This is a genomic window from Olleya sp. ITB9 (assembly GCF_001315805.1).
Taxonomy (GTDB): Bacteria; Bacteroidota; Bacteroidia; order Flavobacteriales; family Flavobacteriaceae; genus Olleya; species Olleya sediminilitoris.
Map to the genome: position 1 here is coordinate 204,051 of NZ_BCBW01000018.1, position 19,444 is coordinate 223,494.

The following is a 19,444-nucleotide window of genomic DNA, read 5'->3' on the forward strand; positions in this document are numbered from 1 at the left end:
CAAATTAGCTCATGATTTTAAAAAGCATTTCTTTTAACAAGTCACCTTGTGGCACAGCATTACTGTCTACACCTTTACTTTTACCATCAAACTCTCTTAAAACAGCTATAACTTGGCTGACTTTTCGCATTGGATATTGTCTTGCTGCTTCTAAATATTCGTTTACAAAATAAGGGTTTACGCGTAATGCAGAAGCTACAGCACGTGGATTACGATCTGTCATTCCGTGAAGTTGTAACAATTGAGAAAAAAAACTAAACAGTAAAGACACTGTTAACACCATAGGATTGGCTTTAGGGTTTTCGGCAAAATAATTAATTATTTTAAACGCTTGAGCAGTATTTTTTGCACCAATAGCTTTACGTAACTCAAAGTTGTTATAATCTTTACTTATTCCAATATTCTGCTCGATATGATCTGGAGTAATCTGTGTGTCTTTTGGTAAAACTATTTGAAGTTTTTCTAACTCGTTACTTAATTTACTTAAATCAGTCCCTAAAAACTCAACTAACATTTGTGAGGCTTTAGGAGTAATAGAATACCCTTTAGGTGAAAGTACACGTCTTATCCAATCAGGAACCTGATTTTCGTACAACTTTTTGCTTTCATAAACATATCCAGATTTTTTTATTTCTTTATAAACCGCTTTTCGTTTATCAACTTTTTTATACTTATAACATATAACCAAAACAGTTGTAGGCTGCGGATTTTTAGCATAACCAGCTAATTGGTCGATGGTTCTGGCTAAATCTTGAGCTTCTTTAACAATGACCACTTGACGTTCTGCCATCATAGGAAAACGCTTAGCATTACTTACAATGTCATCCACAGTAATGTCCCGACCATATAAAACCATTTGGTTAAAGCCACGCTCCTCCTCTGTTAAAACAGTGTCTTCAATAAAATCAGAAATTTTATCAATATAATAAGCCTCTTCACCCATTAATAAATAAATAGGTTTTAGTTGCTTATTTTTTATATCAGTTACTAGCTTTTTGACTTCGTCCATTAAAAAAAAATCACCAATTTTGTGTAGTGCAAAAATTAAATTTCCCTACATATTCGTTTCGATTCAAAAATAGCGAAAATAAAGTTTCTATTTTTGATGTTATTCGTAAAAAATTTGTGATTCTACAACCTGAAGAATGGGTTAGACAACACTGTGTGCATTATTTAATTGAAGTAAAAAAATATCCTATCTCTTTAATTAATGTAGAAAAAGAGCTTAAAGTCAATGATTTAAAAAAACGCTATGATATTGTAGTTTTTAATACAGACGGAAGCATTCATTTAATTGTGGAGTGTAAAGCACCAAAAATTATAATTAAACAAGATACTTTTGACCAAATAGCACGTTATAACTTGGTACTTAACGCAACCTACTTAATGGTTACCAACGGTATTAATCATTATTATTGTAACATGGATTTTGATGCAGAACAGTATCATTTTTTAAAAGACATCCCAGAATATACAAAATGAAAATAGCAGTTGTAATATTAAATTGGAACGGAATTAAATTGTTAGAACAATTTTTACCTTCTGTAGTCAAATACTCAAAAGAAGCTGTTATATATGTCGCAGACAATGCCTCTACGGATGACTCTTTAGCTTATGTAAAAGCTAATTTTCCTGATATAAAAATAATCCAAAACACTACAAATGGTGGTTACGCAAAGGGTTACAATGATGCTTTAAAACATGTTAAAGAAGATATTTATTGTTTATTAAATAGTGACATTGAAGTTACTCCTAATTGGTTAACACCTATTATTAATACGTTTAAAAACGAATCTGAAACAGCAATCATCCAACCTAAAATTTTAGATTTTAAAAACAAAACTAAATTTGAATACGCTGGTGCTGCAGGAGGTTTTATTGATAAATATGGATATCCATACTGTAGAGGTCGAATTTTTAATACCATTGAAGACCATCACAACCAATACCCAAACACTACTATTTTTTGGGCTTCAGGAGCTTGTTTTTTTATAAGAAAATCAACGTTTGAAGCATTAAAAGGCTTTGATCAATCGTTTTTTGCACATATGGAAGAAATAGATTTGTGTTGGAGAGCTTTTAATAAAAACTACACAACTAAGTATGTAGGTGAGTCATTAGTGTATCACGTTGGAGGTGCAACCTTAGATGCATCTCATCCAAAAAAAACCTATTTAAATTTTAGAAATAGTCTATTTACCCTTACCAAAAATGCTGAAGGTAATTTGTTTATTTTAGTCTTAACAAGATTAATTTTAGATGGTATTGCTGCCTTAAAATTTTTAACCGAATGGAAACCTAAACATATCTTTGCCATACTAAAAGCACATTTTAGTTATTACAAACACTTAGGTGCACTTTTAAGCTGGCGAAAAAATAACACACAGAAAGCAAAATATTTTAATCAGAAATCCGTTGTATGGTCTTACTTTATTAGTAAGAAACAAAAGTTTAGTCAATTTTAAATCTTTTAGTAAAAATTTTGTTAAACCTAATTTTAACATTTTAATTATTTATACATTTGATACTGTATAAATTTAATTTATCATTTAAATATTATGAAAAGAATCCTATTACTAAGTGCAAGTGCACTTTTATTATTAAGCTCTTGTGTATCTAAAAAAGAATTTGCTGCATTAGAAGCAAAACAAAAAGAAACACAGGATTTATTAAACACAGCAACTGTAAAACTAAACTCTTGTTTAGCTGACGAAGCTGCATCTGCAGCACGATTAAAAGAGCTTCAAGCACGTTTAGCAGATATGAAAGCTAACAATCAAGCTTTAATAGAAAGCAGTAAAGACATGACTGTTTTAACTACAAAAGGAGCTGCTAATCTTGAAAAATCTTTAGAAAGTTTAAAAGAAAAAGATTTAAAAATATCAAGATTACAAGATGCTTTAACTAAAAAAGACAGCGTTACTTTAGCTTTAGTAACTAGTCTTAAAAAAGAAGTTGGTTTAAATGATGAAGATATAGAGATTAACGTTGAAAAAAGCGTTGTATTTATTTCGTTATCAGATAAATTATTATTTAAAAGTGGTAGTTACAACATCACTACTAGAGCCAACGAAATTTTAGCTAAGGTTGCTACTGTAATTAACAGTAAACCAAACTTTGAAGCAATGGTTGAAGGTCACACAGACAACGTACCATACAACAGAGGTGGTGTTTTAGTGGACAACTGGGACTTAAGTGTTAAACGTAGTACTGCTATTGTTAGAGCGTTACAAGACTTAGGTGTTAAACCTCAACAATTAATTGCAGCTGGACGTGGTGATCACTTACCATTAGTAGCTAATGACTCTCCTACAAACAGAGCTATTAACAGAAGAACTAAGATTTACATCTTACCAAAAATTGATCAGTTTTATGAAATGATTGAAACTGAAATGAAAGCGTTATCAAAAGAATAATTTAATAACGTTATACAACTTAAAAAGCTCAACCAAATGGTTGAGCTTTTTTTATATGTAAATAATAAAATGAATTTAGAAAATCTCTAAACTTCCTTTTCCTTCTCTTATAATTTCTGGTTCATCACCTGATAAATCTATAATTGTCGAGGCTAGATTATCTCCATAACCTCCATCGATTACTAGGTCTACTAGATTGTCCCACTTTTCTAATATTAACTCAGGATCTGTAGTATACTCTAAAATAGTATCTTCATCTCTAATAGACGTTGATATAATTGGATTACCTAATGCTTTAACTATATCCAATGCGATAGCGTTATCAGGTACACGTATACCGACTTCTTTTTTCTTTTTAAAAGCTGCTGGTAATGTTTTAGAACCTGGTAAAATAAATGTGTAAGGTCCAGGTAAAGCACGTTTTAAAATTTTAAAAGTGCTACTATCAATTTGTTTAACATAATCTGAAAGGTTGCTTAAGTCATGACATATAAACGAAAAATTAGCCTTCTCTAATTTAACCCCTTTAATTCTTGCAATACGTTCTAATGCTTTAGTATTAGTAATATCACAACCTAAACCATAAACCGTATCTGTAGGATAAATAATAAGACCTCCTTTTTTTAAGGTGTCTACTACTTTTTTAATTTCCTTTGGATTTGGGTTTTCTTCGTAAATTCTGATAAAGTCTGCCATAACATGTGTGTATAAATCTATCCTATAAGCTGTAATTTTGCAAAACGTAATAATAGTTTCTTTTTACCTCCAAATTCAAAATCAATTTCGGCTTTTACATCTCCTCCTTTTCCTTCAATTTTTAATACTTCACCTCTCCCAAACTTTAGGTGTTTTACTCTGTTCCCTACAGTAAGCTCTCCTCCAAATGAGTTAGCATCTTCATGAGGAATCACCTCTGATGCTTTTTTTAATTTTTTTGGTGCACTGATTTCGAAGTTTACTGGTTCTTTCTTTTTGGCCACTTTCTTTTGTAATTTAGGTTGTACTGCTTTTTTAAATCTAATTTTGTTTGGTGGTGTATCTCCAAAAATATCTGCCGATAACATTGGATTAATACGCCTTTCTTCAATTGGAGTAATAATATCTAAAAACTGATCGTCAATTTCTTCAATAAAACGACTAGGTTCAGAATCTACTAATTTTCCCCAACGGTATCTTGATAATGCATAGGTTAAATATGCTTTTTTCTCTGCTCTTGTTAGTGCTACATAAAATAAACGACGTTCTTCTTCTAGTTCACTACGTGTATTCATACTCATAGCACTAGGAAATAAATCTTCCTCTAAACCAACAACAAATACATGACTAAACTCTAATCCTTTAGAAGAGTGAATGGTCATTAATGCGACGTGGTCAGGATCTCCTTTATCTCCATCTAAATCTGTTGCTAATGCTACATCTTCTAGGAATTCGGCTAAATTGTCGTTAGAGTCTGCTATTTCTAGCTGTCCTTCAACAAAATCTTTAATACCATTTAAAAGTTCTTCAACGTTTTCAAGTCTTAAAATACCTTCTGGTGTTCCGTCTTTATTAAATTCTTTAATTAAACCACTAGTTTTGGTAACGTGCTCTGCTAAATCAAAAGCATTAGCGGTTTGATTCATTACTTGGTAACTCTCAATAAGCGTTACAAAATCTTTTAATTTGTTTTTGGTTCCGTTATTAATATTAATATCTACGCTATCAATATCTTTTAAAAGGCTATAAATGGTTTTACCAGAGCTATTAGCTGCTACAATCAATCTATCTATTGTAGTTTGTCCAATACCACGAGCTGGATAATTTATAACACGTTTTAAAGCTTCTTCATCAGAAGAATTAAGTATTAAACGCAAGTAAGCGATAACGTCTTTAATTTCTTTACGTTGGTAAAACGATGTACCTCCATAAATACGATACGGAATATCACGTTTTCTTAACGCGTCCTCCATTGCACGAGATTGTGAATTGGTACGATACAAAATAGCAAAGTCACTATTAGGTACGTGATCATTCATTTTAGTTTCCCAAATGGTACTGGCTACAAAACGTCCTTCATCACCATCTGTTAAACTACGATGTACTTGCACTTTTGGTCCCTCGTCATTGGCTGTCCAAACTACTTTTTCAAGTTTAGTTTGGTTATGCTCTATTACTGAGTTGGCTGCACCAACTATATTTTTTGTTGAACGGTAATTTTGCTCTAAACGATACATTTTTACATCGTCATAATCCTTCTGAAAATTAAGGATGTTACTAATATTTGCACCTCTAAAGGCATAAATACTTTGCGCATCATCACCTACTACACATATGTTTTGAAAACGGTCTGCTAAAGCACGTACAATTAAATATTGACTGTGGTTGGTATCTTGGTACTCATCCACCAAAATGTATCTAAACTTATCTTGATATTGTGCTAAAACTTGAGGAAAACGTGTTAACAGCTCATTAGTACGTAACAGTAAATCGTCAAAATCCATTGCTCCTGCTTTAAAACAGCGATCCACATAAGTTTTATAAATTTCACCCATTTTTGGACGTCTAGCCATAACGTCTGCTTCCATAAGCTCTGGATTACTAAAATATGCCTTAACGGTTATCAAGCTGTTTTTGTAAGATGAAATCCTGCTGTATACTTGTTTTGTTTTATACAAGTCTTTATCCAAGCCCATTTCTCTTATAATAGATCCCATTAATTTTTGAGAATCTTGGGTATCATAAATAGTGAAATTACTTGGGTAACCTAAATGGTGTCCTTCAAAACGAAGGATTTTAGCAAAAACGGAGTGAAAGGTTCCCATCCAAAGGTTTTTAGCTTCGCTAGCACCAACTATTTCGGCAATCCTTCCTTTCATTTCTTTAGCTGCCTTATTGGTAAAGGTTAATGCTAAAATATTAAAAGAATCCACACCCTGATTCATTAAATAGGCAATCCTATAGGTAAGCACACGTGTTTTACCAGAACCTGCACCTGCGATAATAATCATAGGTCCATCTTTTTGAACTGTAGGCGCGTATTGTGCTTCGTTTAACTGACTTAGATACTTTTCCAAATGGCTTGTTTTTTAAAGGTTACAAAAATAAGTAATGTAACCGTTTTAACACCTTGTATTTATTAATAATTATAAACAATTAGTTTTCTTTTGTACCATCTCCTGCCATAGCAGAGATTAAGCCTGATTGTGTATTTTTCCAAATAAAGTTAAAAACGGATTTTGTGTTATCTCTTGTAACTTGCTTAGTGTCACTCTTCCTGAAGTTATCACTCTGACCCTTACTGTCTTTAGACACAAAAAGGTTTATAATACCAGATAAGAGTTTATTTTTTTCGTTTCCATTCTCTTTTAAAATTATAATATCAAATTGATTATATTTTGTTTTTAAATCTACATTTGATGTAACTGCATTACCATCAATTGTAAACAATGTTTGTTTTAGATCTCCTTCTAATTTTAAATTTAAGTTAGGTGTCATAAATTGGTTCAAAGCTTCCGCTTTAAGATTACCTATATCTGCTTTAAATGTAAAATGGTCTTGTAAATTATTAACATTAAAGGACCAGTTGACTTGCAACGGAGTGTTTTCCATGAAAATGCAATCTATATTTATTGTTGTTTGACTATCATGATAAGTATTGCTAACATTTGTCAATTTTGCATTAAAATTTTTAAAATCTAAAGTACCTGCTTGTGTGTCTTTTTTAACTTTTTCTTGGTAGGTTATAGATCCATTAATAATTTGAATTGCTTTTAAGTCCAACTGAATATCCAAATCCCTTAACATTTTACTGTACATAGCTTTGTTAGTTAAGTCATCTGCTACTAATTTATCTCTAAAAATGGTTAGGTTTAAGTCTGATACTGTCATGTTTTTACTAGAAAATGCTAGCAACTTTGCGCCTTTAAAATCAAAATCTTGATTTTCTATTTTTATCTTAGGTATATGTAAATCAAAATGATCACGTTCGGTTTGCAGTTGATTGGATAAATTTTCTTTTGAGAGTTTTGTTTTCAGTTTTAAATCTGAAATCGCTGTTGTGTTAGTGTCAAATATTAATTCATTAAAAGAAAGTGTTTCAAAATTGTTAACCTGATACTCTAAATCATTAATTTTTAATGCTACATTTTTAAATTGAAAAGGGGTTTTGGTATTACTTGTCTGCTTTCCATTAAATATAAAATCTGATAGACTAAAATTAAGGTTTTTAGTTTTTAGTAATACTGAATCTTTTTCTAAATCGAAGACCTCAATTTTTGCGTTTTTTATTTTAAAATCATCTACAGTAACCTTTTGTTTAATATCATCAAACATAGCTTGGCTACCTTTAGATGTACTAGCTAACGGATTATAATAGTATGTTACTTCAGGTTGATTAGCAATAATACTTGAAACATTTATCGTTTTATTTACCATGTAATCCCAATAACTAAATCCCTTTAAAGACATTTTTTTGGACTGTACAAATCCATTAGATTGACCAGTCGTTTGCCCTTTTAGATTAACTTTAAACCCATCTAAAACAACATCTCCTGATAATAATCCAATTGAAAGGTCTTCATATTTTAACTCTATTTGTTCTGGTAAATTGGAAAGGTATTGTTCTAATTTATTTTTAATGATTGCTTTAGTAATAAAAAACAATAACACAATCAATGTTAAAATTATTGATATGATAACGATGCGTTTTTTCTTTTTCTGTTCCATACTTATAAAGATAACCCTTAGATTGTCAAGGACAACTTTTTAAAAATATCTTAACATTAATAGCTAAAAGCAGAATTTAGACCACTTCCCTTTTTTATTTAAAACCGTTATTAATAAATTAAATAGTTACTGTTATTACACAGATTGCTTATTTTTGAGAAAAACCTTTACATAAATATATGGAGACTATTTTAAACGTTTTGTCATCAATATCTTGGTGGCTTTGGATTGTGATTGCTTTAGTAATAATTGCTATTAGAGACATTTTACAGAAAAAACATACTATAAGTCATAACTTTCCTGTTGTTGGACATTTTAGATATATGCTAGAAAAAATTGGTCCTGAATTAAGACAATATTTAGTTGCAAACAACAGAGAAGAATTACCGTTTAATAGAATTGAACGTGGTTGGATTTATGCTTCTGCTAAAAAAGAAAACAATTACGAAGGTTTTGGAACTGATAGAGATATTTTTGCGCATCAACACATTTTTATTAATAATGCCATGATGCCTTACAAGGTTGAAGACCATCATCCACATGCTAAAGACAAAAGCTTTTTACCTTGTGCTAAAGTTATGGGTGAATATAATAAACGTCGTAAACCCTACAGACCTGCTTCTGTTATTAATGTGTCTGCCATGAGTTTTGGCTCGCTTTCTGCGAAAGCAGTAGAATCTTTAAACAAAGGAGTAAAAATAGCAGATGCTTACCACAACACTGGTGAAGGTGGATTGTCTCCTTATCACAGTAATGGTGGAGATGTTGTATTTCATTTTGGTACAGGTTACTTTGGAGTACGTGCTGAGGATGGAGGATTTTCTATGGAAAAAATGATAAAATTAGTGGAAGACAATCCTTTTGTAAGAGCTATTGAAGTAAAATTATCTCAAGGTGCAAAACCAGGAAAAGGTGGTGTGTTACCAGGTGCAAAAATAACACCTCAAATAGCAAAAATAAGAGGTGTTGAAGTTGGTAAAGACGTCCTATCTCCTCCTAACCACAAAGCGTTTAGCAATGTGCCAGAACTAGTAGATTTTATTGAACGTATTGCAAATGCTACTGGCTTACCTGTTGGGATTAAAGCTGCTATTGGTAAATTAGAACAATGGGAAGAACTTGCAGACATTATGAAAGCGACTGGTAAAGGTCCAGATTTTATCACTGTTGATGGTGGTGAAGGTGGTACAGGTGCTGCTCCTCCAAGTTTTGCTGACCATGTCTCTTTACCTTGGGTATATGGTTTTGGTGATTTATACAAATTGTTTCAGAGTAAAGGATTAAGCGAGCGTATTGTTTTTATAGGAAGTGGTAAATTAGGCTTTCCTGCTAAAGCAGCTATGGCTTTTGCAATGGGAGCAGATTGTATAAATGTTGCTAGAGAAGCTATGATGAGTATTGGTTGTATCCAGGCACAAGTCTGTCATAACAACACTTGCCCAAGTGGTGTTGCTACACAAAGTAAATGGTTACAACGTGGTATTGATGTCCCATTAAAATCTGAACGATTAGCACAATATTTTAAGTCTTTTAAAAAGGAATTTTTAGAAATCACTCATGCTGCTGGTTATGAACATCCTTGTCAATTTACAATGAATGATATTGAAGTTAATGTTGATGACCACAACTTATCTAAAGAATTAAGTAACACTTACCAATACCATAAAACACATGTCCCTTTTGAAGGCATACAAAGTTTAAAAGATTGTAACCATTTAGGTGGTGTGAAATAGAGTTATAAAAAAAAGAGGTTCCAAATATTTGAAACCTCTTTTTTTTATAAAATTAAATACTAATATTACATATCTCTTAATACATGTATTGATGCTGAAAGGTTTCTTAAAACACCATCATTATCTGTAAATGTACCTGATATATTCATATCAATATAATCATTAACTGCTCCATAATTACTTAATGTAAACTGTAATGTATTGGGCTGTCCAAAATCCATATTTATTCCAGTTTCAACATAAAATGCTTGTGACCCAGAACTAGTATATGTACCTAGTGTTGTCGTGTTACCATATACAACAAAACTACCTGTTGAGTTTTGCGTACTTATATACATAGACGTCCCATTATCGCCTTCTTGCGCTGTTAAATTTAACAAGTAATAATCTACTGGATCATTATCAATTTGTACTGATATATATTCTGTAACTGTATCACAAGCTATTATATTTCCGACATTTGGAGTAGTAAAATTAAATGGTAAAGGTGTAGTCGTTTGAAATGTATCATAATTAACACCTTCTAAAGTAAATTCTGTAATTGAAGCACATTCTATCATATTTAAAGTAAAACTACCATTTACAACTTCTACTGAAGCGTATTCTTGACCATAATGTACTGTTACATATCCATTTGTTACAGGTTGACTTGAACAATCTACTAAGTTTCCTGTTACAGCAGAATAGTTAACAGAAGACATTACAACATCTCCATAATTAGTATCTGAATTAAATGGTCCAATGGTTGTATTATACACTTCAATTCCACATTGATCAATTGCTTTTAGAGTCAACGTTTCATTTGCTGGAATAAGCCCACATATTTCTCCATTTCCGTTAGAAAAACCAATTCTAGGATACGTTTGACCACTTCTCCATAATTCTACTTTAACATTGGATAATGGTATGTTAGAAGCATCAACAACTGTCATACATAAATCAACTGTTGGAAATTGCGCATCACAATTCCACCAAGAAAAATGTGAAACTTCCCCAATATACTTACCTGAAACTAAAGTTGCTTCTCCATCTTCAACCCAATATCCATTTACCTCATCAAAATGCCATAATGGAATTACTGAAGGCGCAACACCAGATTGAGCTGGATCCATTGGCATTTCAATAGTTGCTATATGTCCATCTGCAATATTTAATTTTTGACCAGAATCCCCTTTTAATTCAACATTTAACATACCGTAAGATTCTAACACACGCTCATCACCATCTTGATTTACTGCTTGTAAACTTCCTGGCATTAATATATTATTATCTGGATTTGCTGGATCTAAGTGATACATATACACATCTACATTTCCAGAATAAGCATTTCCGTTTTGATCTTTAAAACTTCCGTCAAAACCTACTTTTGTTCCGTTTGGTAAACTAACTTCACTAGTTACACCTGAAGTTACTGTACCTGCTAAGTTTTCAGTAATCATCATAATGTTAATCATGTTTGTACCTTGTGTAGGCACTACAGATCGCATTCCGTTTAAAAAACCTGGTTTTTCAGCTAAAATAAAGGCTTGTCGTTGCTTGACTTGAACATCAGATATTTTAAACATTCCGTTATTATCAGTTGTTGCTGTTTTATTTCCTATTGTAATAGAAACATTATCTAATGGTATTGAGGATTGATCCACTATGCGTCCCATAAAATCTCTTTGGATATTAGAGCCTAAATCTAATTGACTTGAGGTTGGGTTGTTTTCTGGAGTCTCTGGCATATCAACAGACTCGTTTGGATTACAAGACGTAAATAATAGACTTAGCACAAGTATTGTACTAAGCATAAATTTAAAATGTTGGTTTAAAGTTTTCATAATGTATTGTTTTAATTATTGATTTATTATTAATTCAACCTTATATACACTATGACTAAATTTTGTTACCCTATTTTTTAAAAATTATTTAAATAATTCTAAAAAAGCCTTTTTATTAGCTCTAGATATAGGAATCCGTTGGTTATCCTCAAGAATTAAATAACCTTCATTTTCAAAATGTCTAACTTTTTCAAGATTAATTATGTGAGATTTATGACATTTGAAAAACTTATTACATAACAGTTTTTCAAAACGCCCTAAATTGTAACTACTTATAATTGTTTTTTTTGTTGATAAATGAATTTTAGTATACCCATCATAACCTTCTAAATGCATTACCTCTGCCTGAGGTATAAAAGACATGCCTTTTGCAGTTGGAACAATAATTTTATTGCTATTAGAAATAGTTTGAGTTAATAGATTAACTAATTTATGCTTATTAGCTAGATCAGATTTGGTTTTTATAACATCTAAAGCTTTATTAACCGCTATTTTAAGATCATCATTATCTATTGGCTTTAATACGTAGTCAATAGCGTTTTGCTTAAAAGCTTCAATTGCGTACTCACTGTAAGCAGTTACAAATATGACCTGAAAATTAATGTCTTTTAATTGAGATAACACTTCAAATCCGTTTAATCTTGGCATTTCTATATCTAAAAACACTAAATCAGGTTGGTTATTTTTTAACGCTGTAATCGCTTCTTCTGGTTGTTGAAATGTATTTTGAATAACAACTTCTGGAAATAATTTACCTAGTTTTTGCTCTAACCCTTTAAGGTTTGAGATTTCGTCATCAATTAAAATAGCGTTTACTGTATCCATTAGTTGTTTTTTGATATTAAAAAAGTAGACACGTTACCTTTGTCTTCATGATTTGGATGTAATGCTTTAACCGAATAAGTTACATTCCATTGACCACTTTTATTTAAAAATCGTAATCTATCATGTAATACATTTGAAGATTTTATTTTACGATTTGTCTTTTTTATAGTATTAACAAAGCCTACACCATCGTCTATAATTTCAATTTTAATAGCATGATTTTTAGCTTCGTTAATATTAATGATCACTTTCCCTTTTTCAACCTTATTAAATATACCATGATTTATTGCGTTTTCAACTATTGGCTGAAGTAACATTGTTGGCAAATTAACTTGATTTACTTTAATAGTTTCAGATATATTGATTTGATAATCAAACTTATCTTTGAATCTCAATTTCTCAATATCTAGATAATTAGTAATTAATCCGACTTCTTCCTTCAGACTAATATCTGTTTCTTTTGACAATTCAAAAAACTGACGAATTAACTTTGAAAACTTTACCAAATAAGCTTCTGATGCTTCAATCTGATTGTTATTGATATAATATTGTATGGCTGATAAAGAGTTAAACACAAAATGAGGATTCATTTGAGAGCGTAAAGCCTTTAATTGTATTTCTGATAACTTTTTATCTTGTATTAACTTATTATTTTTTTTCTCTTGAGACTTTTTACTAAGCTTCCAAACAGATAAAATTATTATAGCTATTGACAAAAGAGTAAGCAATATTTTAACCCAAAGTAGTTGCCACCACAATGGTAATATTGTAAATTTTAGTTGCTTTTTAATGCTCCCAGATTTTACATAAAACACATAGTCATCTGGTTGTAAATTATTAAAATTAAATACATTTGTATTAGAGGACACCCATTGTTTTTGGGATGGTTGCAACTTAAATTGATAGGTTAAGTTTGTATTATTGTCAGAAAAATCTATGTTATCAACTGTTATATTAATACTATTATTTTTCGAGTATTTAAATGCTGATTTTTTTTGATTAATCGCCTTAGAATTATAAGTCGCATTAGCGATATAAACATCCAATAATTGCGGAACATTTTTTTGATTTTTTGGTAAAATTGCTATTCCGTTATTAGTTCCCAAAATTAAATTATTTTGATCAACATATAACCTTTTAATATGGTTTGTAGGTAAGCCATCACTAACTGTAAATCGTTTTTCAAATTGGTAATTATCCTTTACTTTTTTAAACTTTAAGACGCCTGTATTTGTTGCTAACCATATTATATTATCCGCTATAAAAGCGTCTTCAACAATTAAATAATCGGTTAACGCTAAAGGTTGTATGATTTTTAAATCCGATAGATAGGCACCAAACCCATCTGTATTAATCAGCAACTTATTATTATCTACTAATTTGATGTTTAAAATAGGCTTATCAAATACAATATTACTGAATATTACAGGTTTTAAAGTATCATTAACGACTTCCTTTAAGCCATTATTTGTAGCTATTAGCAAGCGGTTTTTAAAGCTAATCAAATCGTTTACTCCACGTTGTTTAAACTCTTTTTCTATTTTTAAAGAACTTGCATTTATCCTGTTAATACCAAAAGAAAAATTACTATAAATTTTATGATTATGACAAACAAATTTACGTCCTACTTCATTTGCTAATAAATCATTGGATTGTAAGTCATCAACTTTTACAATTGTTTTCTTACCCTTTTTTTCTTTAATTAAAGTATTTCTAAAGGCATAAAAATTAATATTATTTAATTTTAAATGACTTGCTCCATAAACATAGTCGTTATCACTTATTAATTCCTGAAATATACCATCCTTAAACTTATAAAATCCTTTTTGATAGACACCTACTATTAAGCTTGAATCAATACAATTAAAACTTTGAATTTTATGGTTAAGTAAATGGTATTTAGCCTTTTGTTTTACGTAAGGTAATTTATAAATACCGTTATTAAATGTAGCTAACCATATTGTATTTAGCTTGTCTATAAAACCAAAATGAGCGTCTATATTTTTAGGAAAAAAATATGGATCAACAATCTCTAAATCTTGATTTAATTTTGCGACAAATCCACTACCAGAAACCTGAACTTGATTATCCACAACATTAACCCTAAGATTATCTACTGTATTTAAACCTATAGCTTGTTTTAAATCCACATGTTTTAAATGATGGGTGTTTAAATTTAAAATGAAATAACTTTTTTGGTTTGTCCAAAAAAACAAACTATCATTTAGTTGTCCCCTTGTTCCTGTTGTACCATAAATACCTGTTGTTGTAATTGTATTTATCTTCTGCTCTTGTTTATTGTACAGCTTTAATTGTCCAGACCTGTTAAGTACTATACTTGAAACCAAGCCATGTTTTATAGTAATCCTCTCGTTAGACTGAGTTTTATATGTTGAATTTAATAAAGCGACCCATTTATTATTTTGTAATGAAAATATTTTATGAGGCTCTGTTGGGTAAACAGAATCTCCTACTTGAGAAGAGTAAATAGGGTTTATTATTTGATTTTTAGCTTGATTAGAAAATGAAATGACTGTATCATTTTGAATATATCCTAATTTAGGTGTTTTTGATAAATACCAAACTTTTCCATCTGGTGTTGGCAAGGCATCCCAAACATCATTAATAGGCAACCCATTTTTTGTAGTAAAGGTTTTAAATGTTTTACCATTATACCTTGCCATACCTTTATCTGTTAAAAACCACATAAAACCTTTAGCATCTTGCACTATAGTATATACATGATTACTTGGCAAACCGTCTTTAGTACTATAATTAAGAAACTGTTGTGCAAACGAAAAACTCCATATCAAAACGAAATATATTGTGATATGGAGTTTTTTGTAATTCAATAGTATGATTTTAGTTGCTATACAAATGTAATAGAATTAAAATTTAAAAATCTTGATTTGCATCTCTTTGAACTCTGCATTCTCCTGAAATACTGTGCGAAACATTATTATCGTCTGTATAACTACCAACAAAAGTAAACTCTAAATAATCACCTACCGCATTTGGAATTACTGATGTCACGGTTGCTATAATTGGGTGTGCATTAAAATCTGAAGACAATAAAAACAAATTTGTCGAAGTGGTTTCACCAAAATAAAACTTTTCGGTTGGTGTGTTATCTAATGCAACTCCCCAATTATAAACCGTGTTTGGCATGAATGCGCCAGAGCTATCAAACGAAAAATTAATACCTACGCGTCTTAAATCTCCACTAGGCTGTTGTCCAGATGCATTAATTTCAAATCTATCAATTATAGTAGACGTATCAGTTTCTAGATGTCCTTCAACCTGATAATCAAAAATACGCTCTACGCCATCTATAGTATATTTAAAATACTCGTTAGTATTTCCTGTCGTTGTAGATCCATCATCATCGTCACTACAGTTAAAAACTGTAATACTGATTGTTAATAGCAGTATTACTTTTATAATTGTTTTCATTTATTTATTATTTGAGTTATAATATTCTAATGCTTCTGAAAATTTAAATCCAAAAAAAGCATCTTTTCCTTCATAAAAAATCACTTTGACTCCATCTACAAAATCATTCAAAAAAATAATCTCATGAAAATCGTTTTCAGATAATTTTCTGTCATTAATTAAATAGTAGGTTACTATTTCTGTTTTTTCAGCTTCTGTTAACTGTGTTGTTTGGGCTGTCGTTTCAGTTTTTACTGTATTGTCTTTGCAATTAAACAATAATAAACCAAGGCAAAAACTATATAATTAGGGTATATTTTCATTTTCAAATTTATAAAACGACTTCATCAATAATGACACAAAATTCAACTTCAATATTCCCATAAACCACATCTAACCTTATTTCATCTCCAACTGCTGTTCCTGCACGTTGACAAGTCACTGTTACTGTTTGTTCTTGACCATTATCTAAAGTTAAATACCCTGTTCCGGTTTGGTTTAAGGCAATAACATTGGTTACAAAAAATAAGGATGGTGTACTTGTGTTAGACACTATTTCTATTCCTGGAGCTCCATAAGGTCCATTGCTTGCATTTGGAAAAAACTGAGTATTTAATTCGGCTTCTGCAATTAAAGTCTGATCGTTATTTGAGGCATCTAAATATGAAAATCCTTGATAATTACATTGAGTCTGGTTGGTTGCATCGTTATTAACATCGTCATCATTATTACATGCAATACACACACAAAACAACATTAACATTTTAAATATATTTTTCATTTGTTTTAGTCTAAAATTACTCCAAAGGTTCCTTCATAATGTCCTGTAATGATATCACCATTTTGATTCATAAAAGTATAATCTGCATTAATTGTACTATCTGTAGGATTAGTATTATCAATATTAATAGCATTAATAGTAATTGTTGGTCCTTGTGTACCTGGCCAATTAAATATACCGACATTTTCATTACCTTCTCCAAATTGAATGTTGTTTTGAATATAAGCTGGTGTTAATGGATCTATTTGACCGTTTTCTATAATTACAGAATCATTAATACTTGAAACAATGTAAGTATTACCAGGTAAAGGTGAATTATTAGCTAAACTTGGATTGTCTGACACCTCTACATTTAAAAACACCCAATTAGTGGTATTTAAAGACAATAAAAAGTCTCCTGAAGATCCGTTTACGTTAGCATCGTTATCAAACATACGTCCATTGGTAAAAAAGAAGCTGTAGTTATCAGGCATACCATCTGCATTATCGTCTTCTTCATCAATTTCAAAATAGGCGTTTGCAGTTTCAAAAAACATGTTATTGTGTGTAAATCCATCTGTTGGATTTATTGTATCGGTTTGAGCATCGTCATTATTATCACAACTAAAAAAAGTAGTGATTAATACGATTAAGAATGCTGTTTTAAAAATTGTTTTCATTTGAGGTTTATTAATGAAATTCGTCTATTACTACACAAAACTCGGCATCAAGACCAGAAGCTGTTACTATAAATTGCATGCCTTGTCCAACAGCATTACCTGTTGCTAAACACGTTACATTTACAGTTTGAATATTACCATTAATACTTAATTGACCTGTCCCAGTAGCATTAAGCGTTACAACTGTGGTTACAAACCAAAAGTTACCAGGATCACTGGTTTCATAAATTTCTACTTCTGGACCATTTGAAGAAGTATTGAAAAAATCTGTAGTTAATTCTGCTTCAGGTATTAAGGTCGTAGTATTGTTTGTGGTATCTAAACCGTCATAACCTTCATAATCACATGCTGATGTTTCTGGTTCATCTTGAACACCATCATCTGCAGGGCAACCAGATCCTATTAAAAACAAAGCGACTACCAATAATGTTATTGGAGATATTGTGTTAAAAATTTTCTTTTTCATTGTATTAAACTTTAATTAAATTAGTATTACTTTTTTTATGAAATTTGAAATAAAAATAACCTGCTAAACCTATAAAAAACAGTCCTATACATTGCGAGTGAGATAAGACTCCATCAATAACATAGCCTCTTTCATCACCTCTAAACAACTCTAATATACCTCTACCAAAACCATACAGCATTAAGTAGATTAAAAATATTTGACCTTTAAATTGTTGTCTGTTTTTTACATAAAGAAGAATTAAAAGTATGGACATCAAAACCAATACTTCATATAATTGTGTTGGATGCACAGCTGTATTATGTGTAGTAGGAAAAACCATTCCTAGATGACTATCAGTTGGAGCACCAAAACAACAACCAGCAGCAAAACAACCCAACCTACCTATTGCATGTACAATTACCGTTGTAACTGCCAATATATCTAACATTGGCAATACTGGAATTTTATACTTTTTAAGGTACCAGATTATAACCGGAATTATCATAATAAAAGAACCATAAAAAACATATCCACCATTAAAACTACTTAAAATTAAATCAGGTTTATTTATGTACAACATTGGATCTTGTAGGTAAAAAAACAGCTTACCTCCAACAAATCCAGCAATAAATATTAAATAGAAAAACGTATTTGGTAAATTAGTTATACCTAACTCCCTTTTAGCACTCCATTTTGTATACAAAGCAGCAATCAAAGTCCCTAAGGCAATTAAAGTAGCGTAACTATAAATGGTTATTTGCTTAGCACCTATAAAGCTGGATAAAAAATCTGGGATTGAAAATTTAAATAACTCTGGAAACATAATGTTTGAGGTTGTAAAAAAAACCGACAATAATTTATTTTACTATAACATTATTGTCGGTTTTAATTATAGATTAATAGCAATCCAAAAGTAACTTACAAAAACAACAGAAAATACTCACATTACTTAATCTGTTGATTTCAATCTATTAAAAACTAGGTTGATTCAATTATCTGTTTTCTTGTACAATAATTTAAAACACATTAAGTTTGTTATATAAACTAATCACACCATGGAAGAACAATTATTAAACCTCTTAATGTATACATTACCTGCTTTAGTAACAGGAGCAATTGCATATCTTTTTTTTAGAGAACACATGCAAAACGAAGAACAACGTCGTAAATACGCTATTACTAAAGAATTAAGTAAAGAGTCATTACCAATACGCTTACAAGCCTATGAAAGAATAGCTTTATTTTTAGAGCGTATTTCTCCAAACAAGTTATTATTACGTGTTGCTCCAATATCATCAGACAAGCAAGGTTACGAAGATTTACTTATTAAAAATATCGAGCAAGAATTTGAACACAACCTATCACAACAAATATATTTAAGCAACGACTGCTGGACTATTGTAAATGCCTCTAAAAGTGCAACAATACAATTAATAAGAAAAGCTGGAATGAGTGATAAAATAGATTCTGCTTCAAAATTAAGAGAAGCTATTTTAAACGAAATGCTTGACAAACCTGCACCAAGTAATGCTGGTTTACATTACATAAAAAAAGAAGTCGGAGAAATCTGGTAATAATATTATAAAAAAACTTATGTATATGTTATTGTAGTTATTCTTATTC

18 protein-coding genes are annotated in these 19,444 nt (G+C 30.6%); 5 read left to right on the forward strand and 13 right to left on the reverse strand.

Features of this window, described 5'->3' with window-relative positions:
• Positions 1-4 precede the first annotated feature (4 nt).
• Entirely contained in the window at positions 5-1,009 is a 1,005-nt protein-coding gene (gene holA, locus ITB9_RS04945) for a DNA polymerase III subunit delta (protein WP_054851381.1), read from the reverse strand.
• Between the two features lie 26 nt (positions 1,010-1,035).
• Here holA and ITB9_RS04950 point away from each other — a divergent pair, with 26 nt between their 5' ends.
• The 3 genes from ITB9_RS04950 (at position 1,036) to ITB9_RS04960 (ending at position 3,416) form a co-directional block, all read left to right on the forward strand.
• On the forward strand, positions 1,036-1,482 hold the full coding sequence (locus ITB9_RS04950) for a type I restriction enzyme HsdR N-terminal domain-containing protein (RefSeq protein WP_028291158.1): 447 nt from the start codon (positions 1,036-1,038) through the stop codon (positions 1,480-1,482).
• On the forward strand, positions 1,479-2,465 hold the full coding sequence (locus ITB9_RS04955; RefSeq protein ID WP_054851382.1) for a glycosyltransferase family 2 protein: 987 nt from the start codon (positions 1,479-1,481) through the stop codon (positions 2,463-2,465). Before ITB9_RS04950 ends, ITB9_RS04955 begins: the two co-directional genes overlap by 4 nt.
• A gap of 93 nt (positions 2,466-2,558) precedes the next feature.
• A complete protein-coding gene (locus tag ITB9_RS04960; RefSeq protein WP_028291160.1) occupies positions 2,559-3,416 on the forward strand; it encodes an OmpA family protein in 858 nt (285 codons plus the stop codon).
• A gap of 75 nt (positions 3,417-3,491) precedes the next feature.
• On the opposite strand, the gene ITB9_RS04965 is transcribed toward ITB9_RS04960, so the two are convergent.
• The 3 genes from ITB9_RS04965 to ITB9_RS04975 all read right to left on the reverse strand — a co-directional run bounded on the left by ITB9_RS04965 (position 3,492) and on the right by ITB9_RS04975 (position 8,120).
• Positions 3,492-4,112: an L-threonylcarbamoyladenylate synthase gene (locus ITB9_RS04965; protein ID WP_054851383.1), complete on the reverse strand. Its 621-nt coding sequence runs from the start codon at positions 4,110-4,112 to the stop codon at positions 3,492-3,494.
• A 17-nt stretch (positions 4,113-4,129) separates the two neighbouring features.
• Positions 4,130-6,469, reverse strand: coding sequence for an ATP-dependent helicase (locus tag ITB9_RS04970; protein ID WP_028606408.1), 2,340 nt, complete (start codon positions 6,467-6,469; stop codon positions 4,130-4,132).
• 79 nt (positions 6,470-6,548) lie between these two features.
• Entirely contained in the window at positions 6,549-8,120 is a 1,572-nt protein-coding gene (locus tag ITB9_RS04975) for a hypothetical protein (RefSeq protein ID WP_054851384.1), read from the reverse strand.
• 179 nt (positions 8,121-8,299) lie between these two features.
• On the opposite strand from ITB9_RS04975, the gene ITB9_RS04980 reads away from it, so the two are divergent.
• On the forward strand, positions 8,300-9,853 hold the full coding sequence (locus ITB9_RS04980; protein WP_054851385.1) for an FMN-binding glutamate synthase family protein: 1,554 nt from the start codon (positions 8,300-8,302) through the stop codon (positions 9,851-9,853).
• Positions 9,854-9,918: 65 nt separating this feature from the next.
• Here ITB9_RS04980 and ITB9_RS04985 read toward each other — a convergent pair whose 3' ends face one another.
• From ITB9_RS04985 to ITB9_RS05025, 9 genes are all read right to left on the reverse strand, one after another.
• Positions 9,919-11,676 (reverse strand): carboxypeptidase regulatory-like domain-containing protein, encoded by a 1,758-nt coding sequence (locus ITB9_RS04985; protein WP_054851386.1) that lies wholly within the window; start codon positions 11,674-11,676, stop codon positions 9,919-9,921.
• A gap of 84 nt (positions 11,677-11,760) precedes the next feature.
• Entirely contained in the window at positions 11,761-12,501 is a 741-nt protein-coding gene (locus ITB9_RS04990; protein WP_028606412.1) for a LytTR family DNA-binding domain-containing protein, read from the reverse strand.
• Complete coding sequence (locus ITB9_RS04995; protein ID WP_148638372.1) at positions 12,501-15,353, reverse strand: histidine kinase; 2,853 nt, start codon at positions 15,351-15,353, stop codon at positions 12,501-12,503. Before ITB9_RS04995 ends, ITB9_RS04990 begins: the two co-directional genes overlap by 1 nt.
• A gap of 43 nt (positions 15,354-15,396) precedes the next feature.
• A complete protein-coding gene (locus ITB9_RS05000; protein ID WP_028606413.1) occupies positions 15,397-15,954 on the reverse strand; it encodes a hypothetical protein in 558 nt (185 codons plus the stop codon).
• Entirely contained in the window at positions 15,955-16,212 is a 258-nt protein-coding gene (locus ITB9_RS05005) for a hypothetical protein (RefSeq protein WP_054851388.1), read from the reverse strand.
• A gap of 52 nt (positions 16,213-16,264) precedes the next feature.
• Complete coding sequence (locus ITB9_RS05010; protein ID WP_028291169.1) at positions 16,265-16,714, reverse strand: hypothetical protein; 450 nt, start codon at positions 16,712-16,714, stop codon at positions 16,265-16,267.
• A 5-nt stretch (positions 16,715-16,719) separates the two neighbouring features.
• Complete coding sequence (locus ITB9_RS05015; protein ID WP_028606415.1) at positions 16,720-17,373, reverse strand: hypothetical protein; 654 nt, start codon at positions 17,371-17,373, stop codon at positions 16,720-16,722.
• A gap of 10 nt (positions 17,374-17,383) precedes the next feature.
• Complete coding sequence (locus ITB9_RS05020; RefSeq protein ID WP_036600411.1) at positions 17,384-17,839, reverse strand: hypothetical protein; 456 nt, start codon at positions 17,837-17,839, stop codon at positions 17,384-17,386.
• 4 nt (positions 17,840-17,843) lie between these two features.
• On the reverse strand, positions 17,844-18,644 hold the full coding sequence (locus ITB9_RS05025; protein WP_054851389.1) for a prolipoprotein diacylglyceryl transferase: 801 nt from the start codon (positions 18,642-18,644) through the stop codon (positions 17,844-17,846).
• A 232-nt stretch (positions 18,645-18,876) separates the two neighbouring features.
• Between ITB9_RS05025 and ITB9_RS05030 the strand changes: the two genes are divergently transcribed.
• A complete protein-coding gene (locus tag ITB9_RS05030) occupies positions 18,877-19,395 on the forward strand; it encodes a hypothetical protein (protein ID WP_028291172.1) in 519 nt (172 codons plus the stop codon).
• The last annotated feature ends 49 nt before the right edge of the window (positions 19,396-19,444 follow it).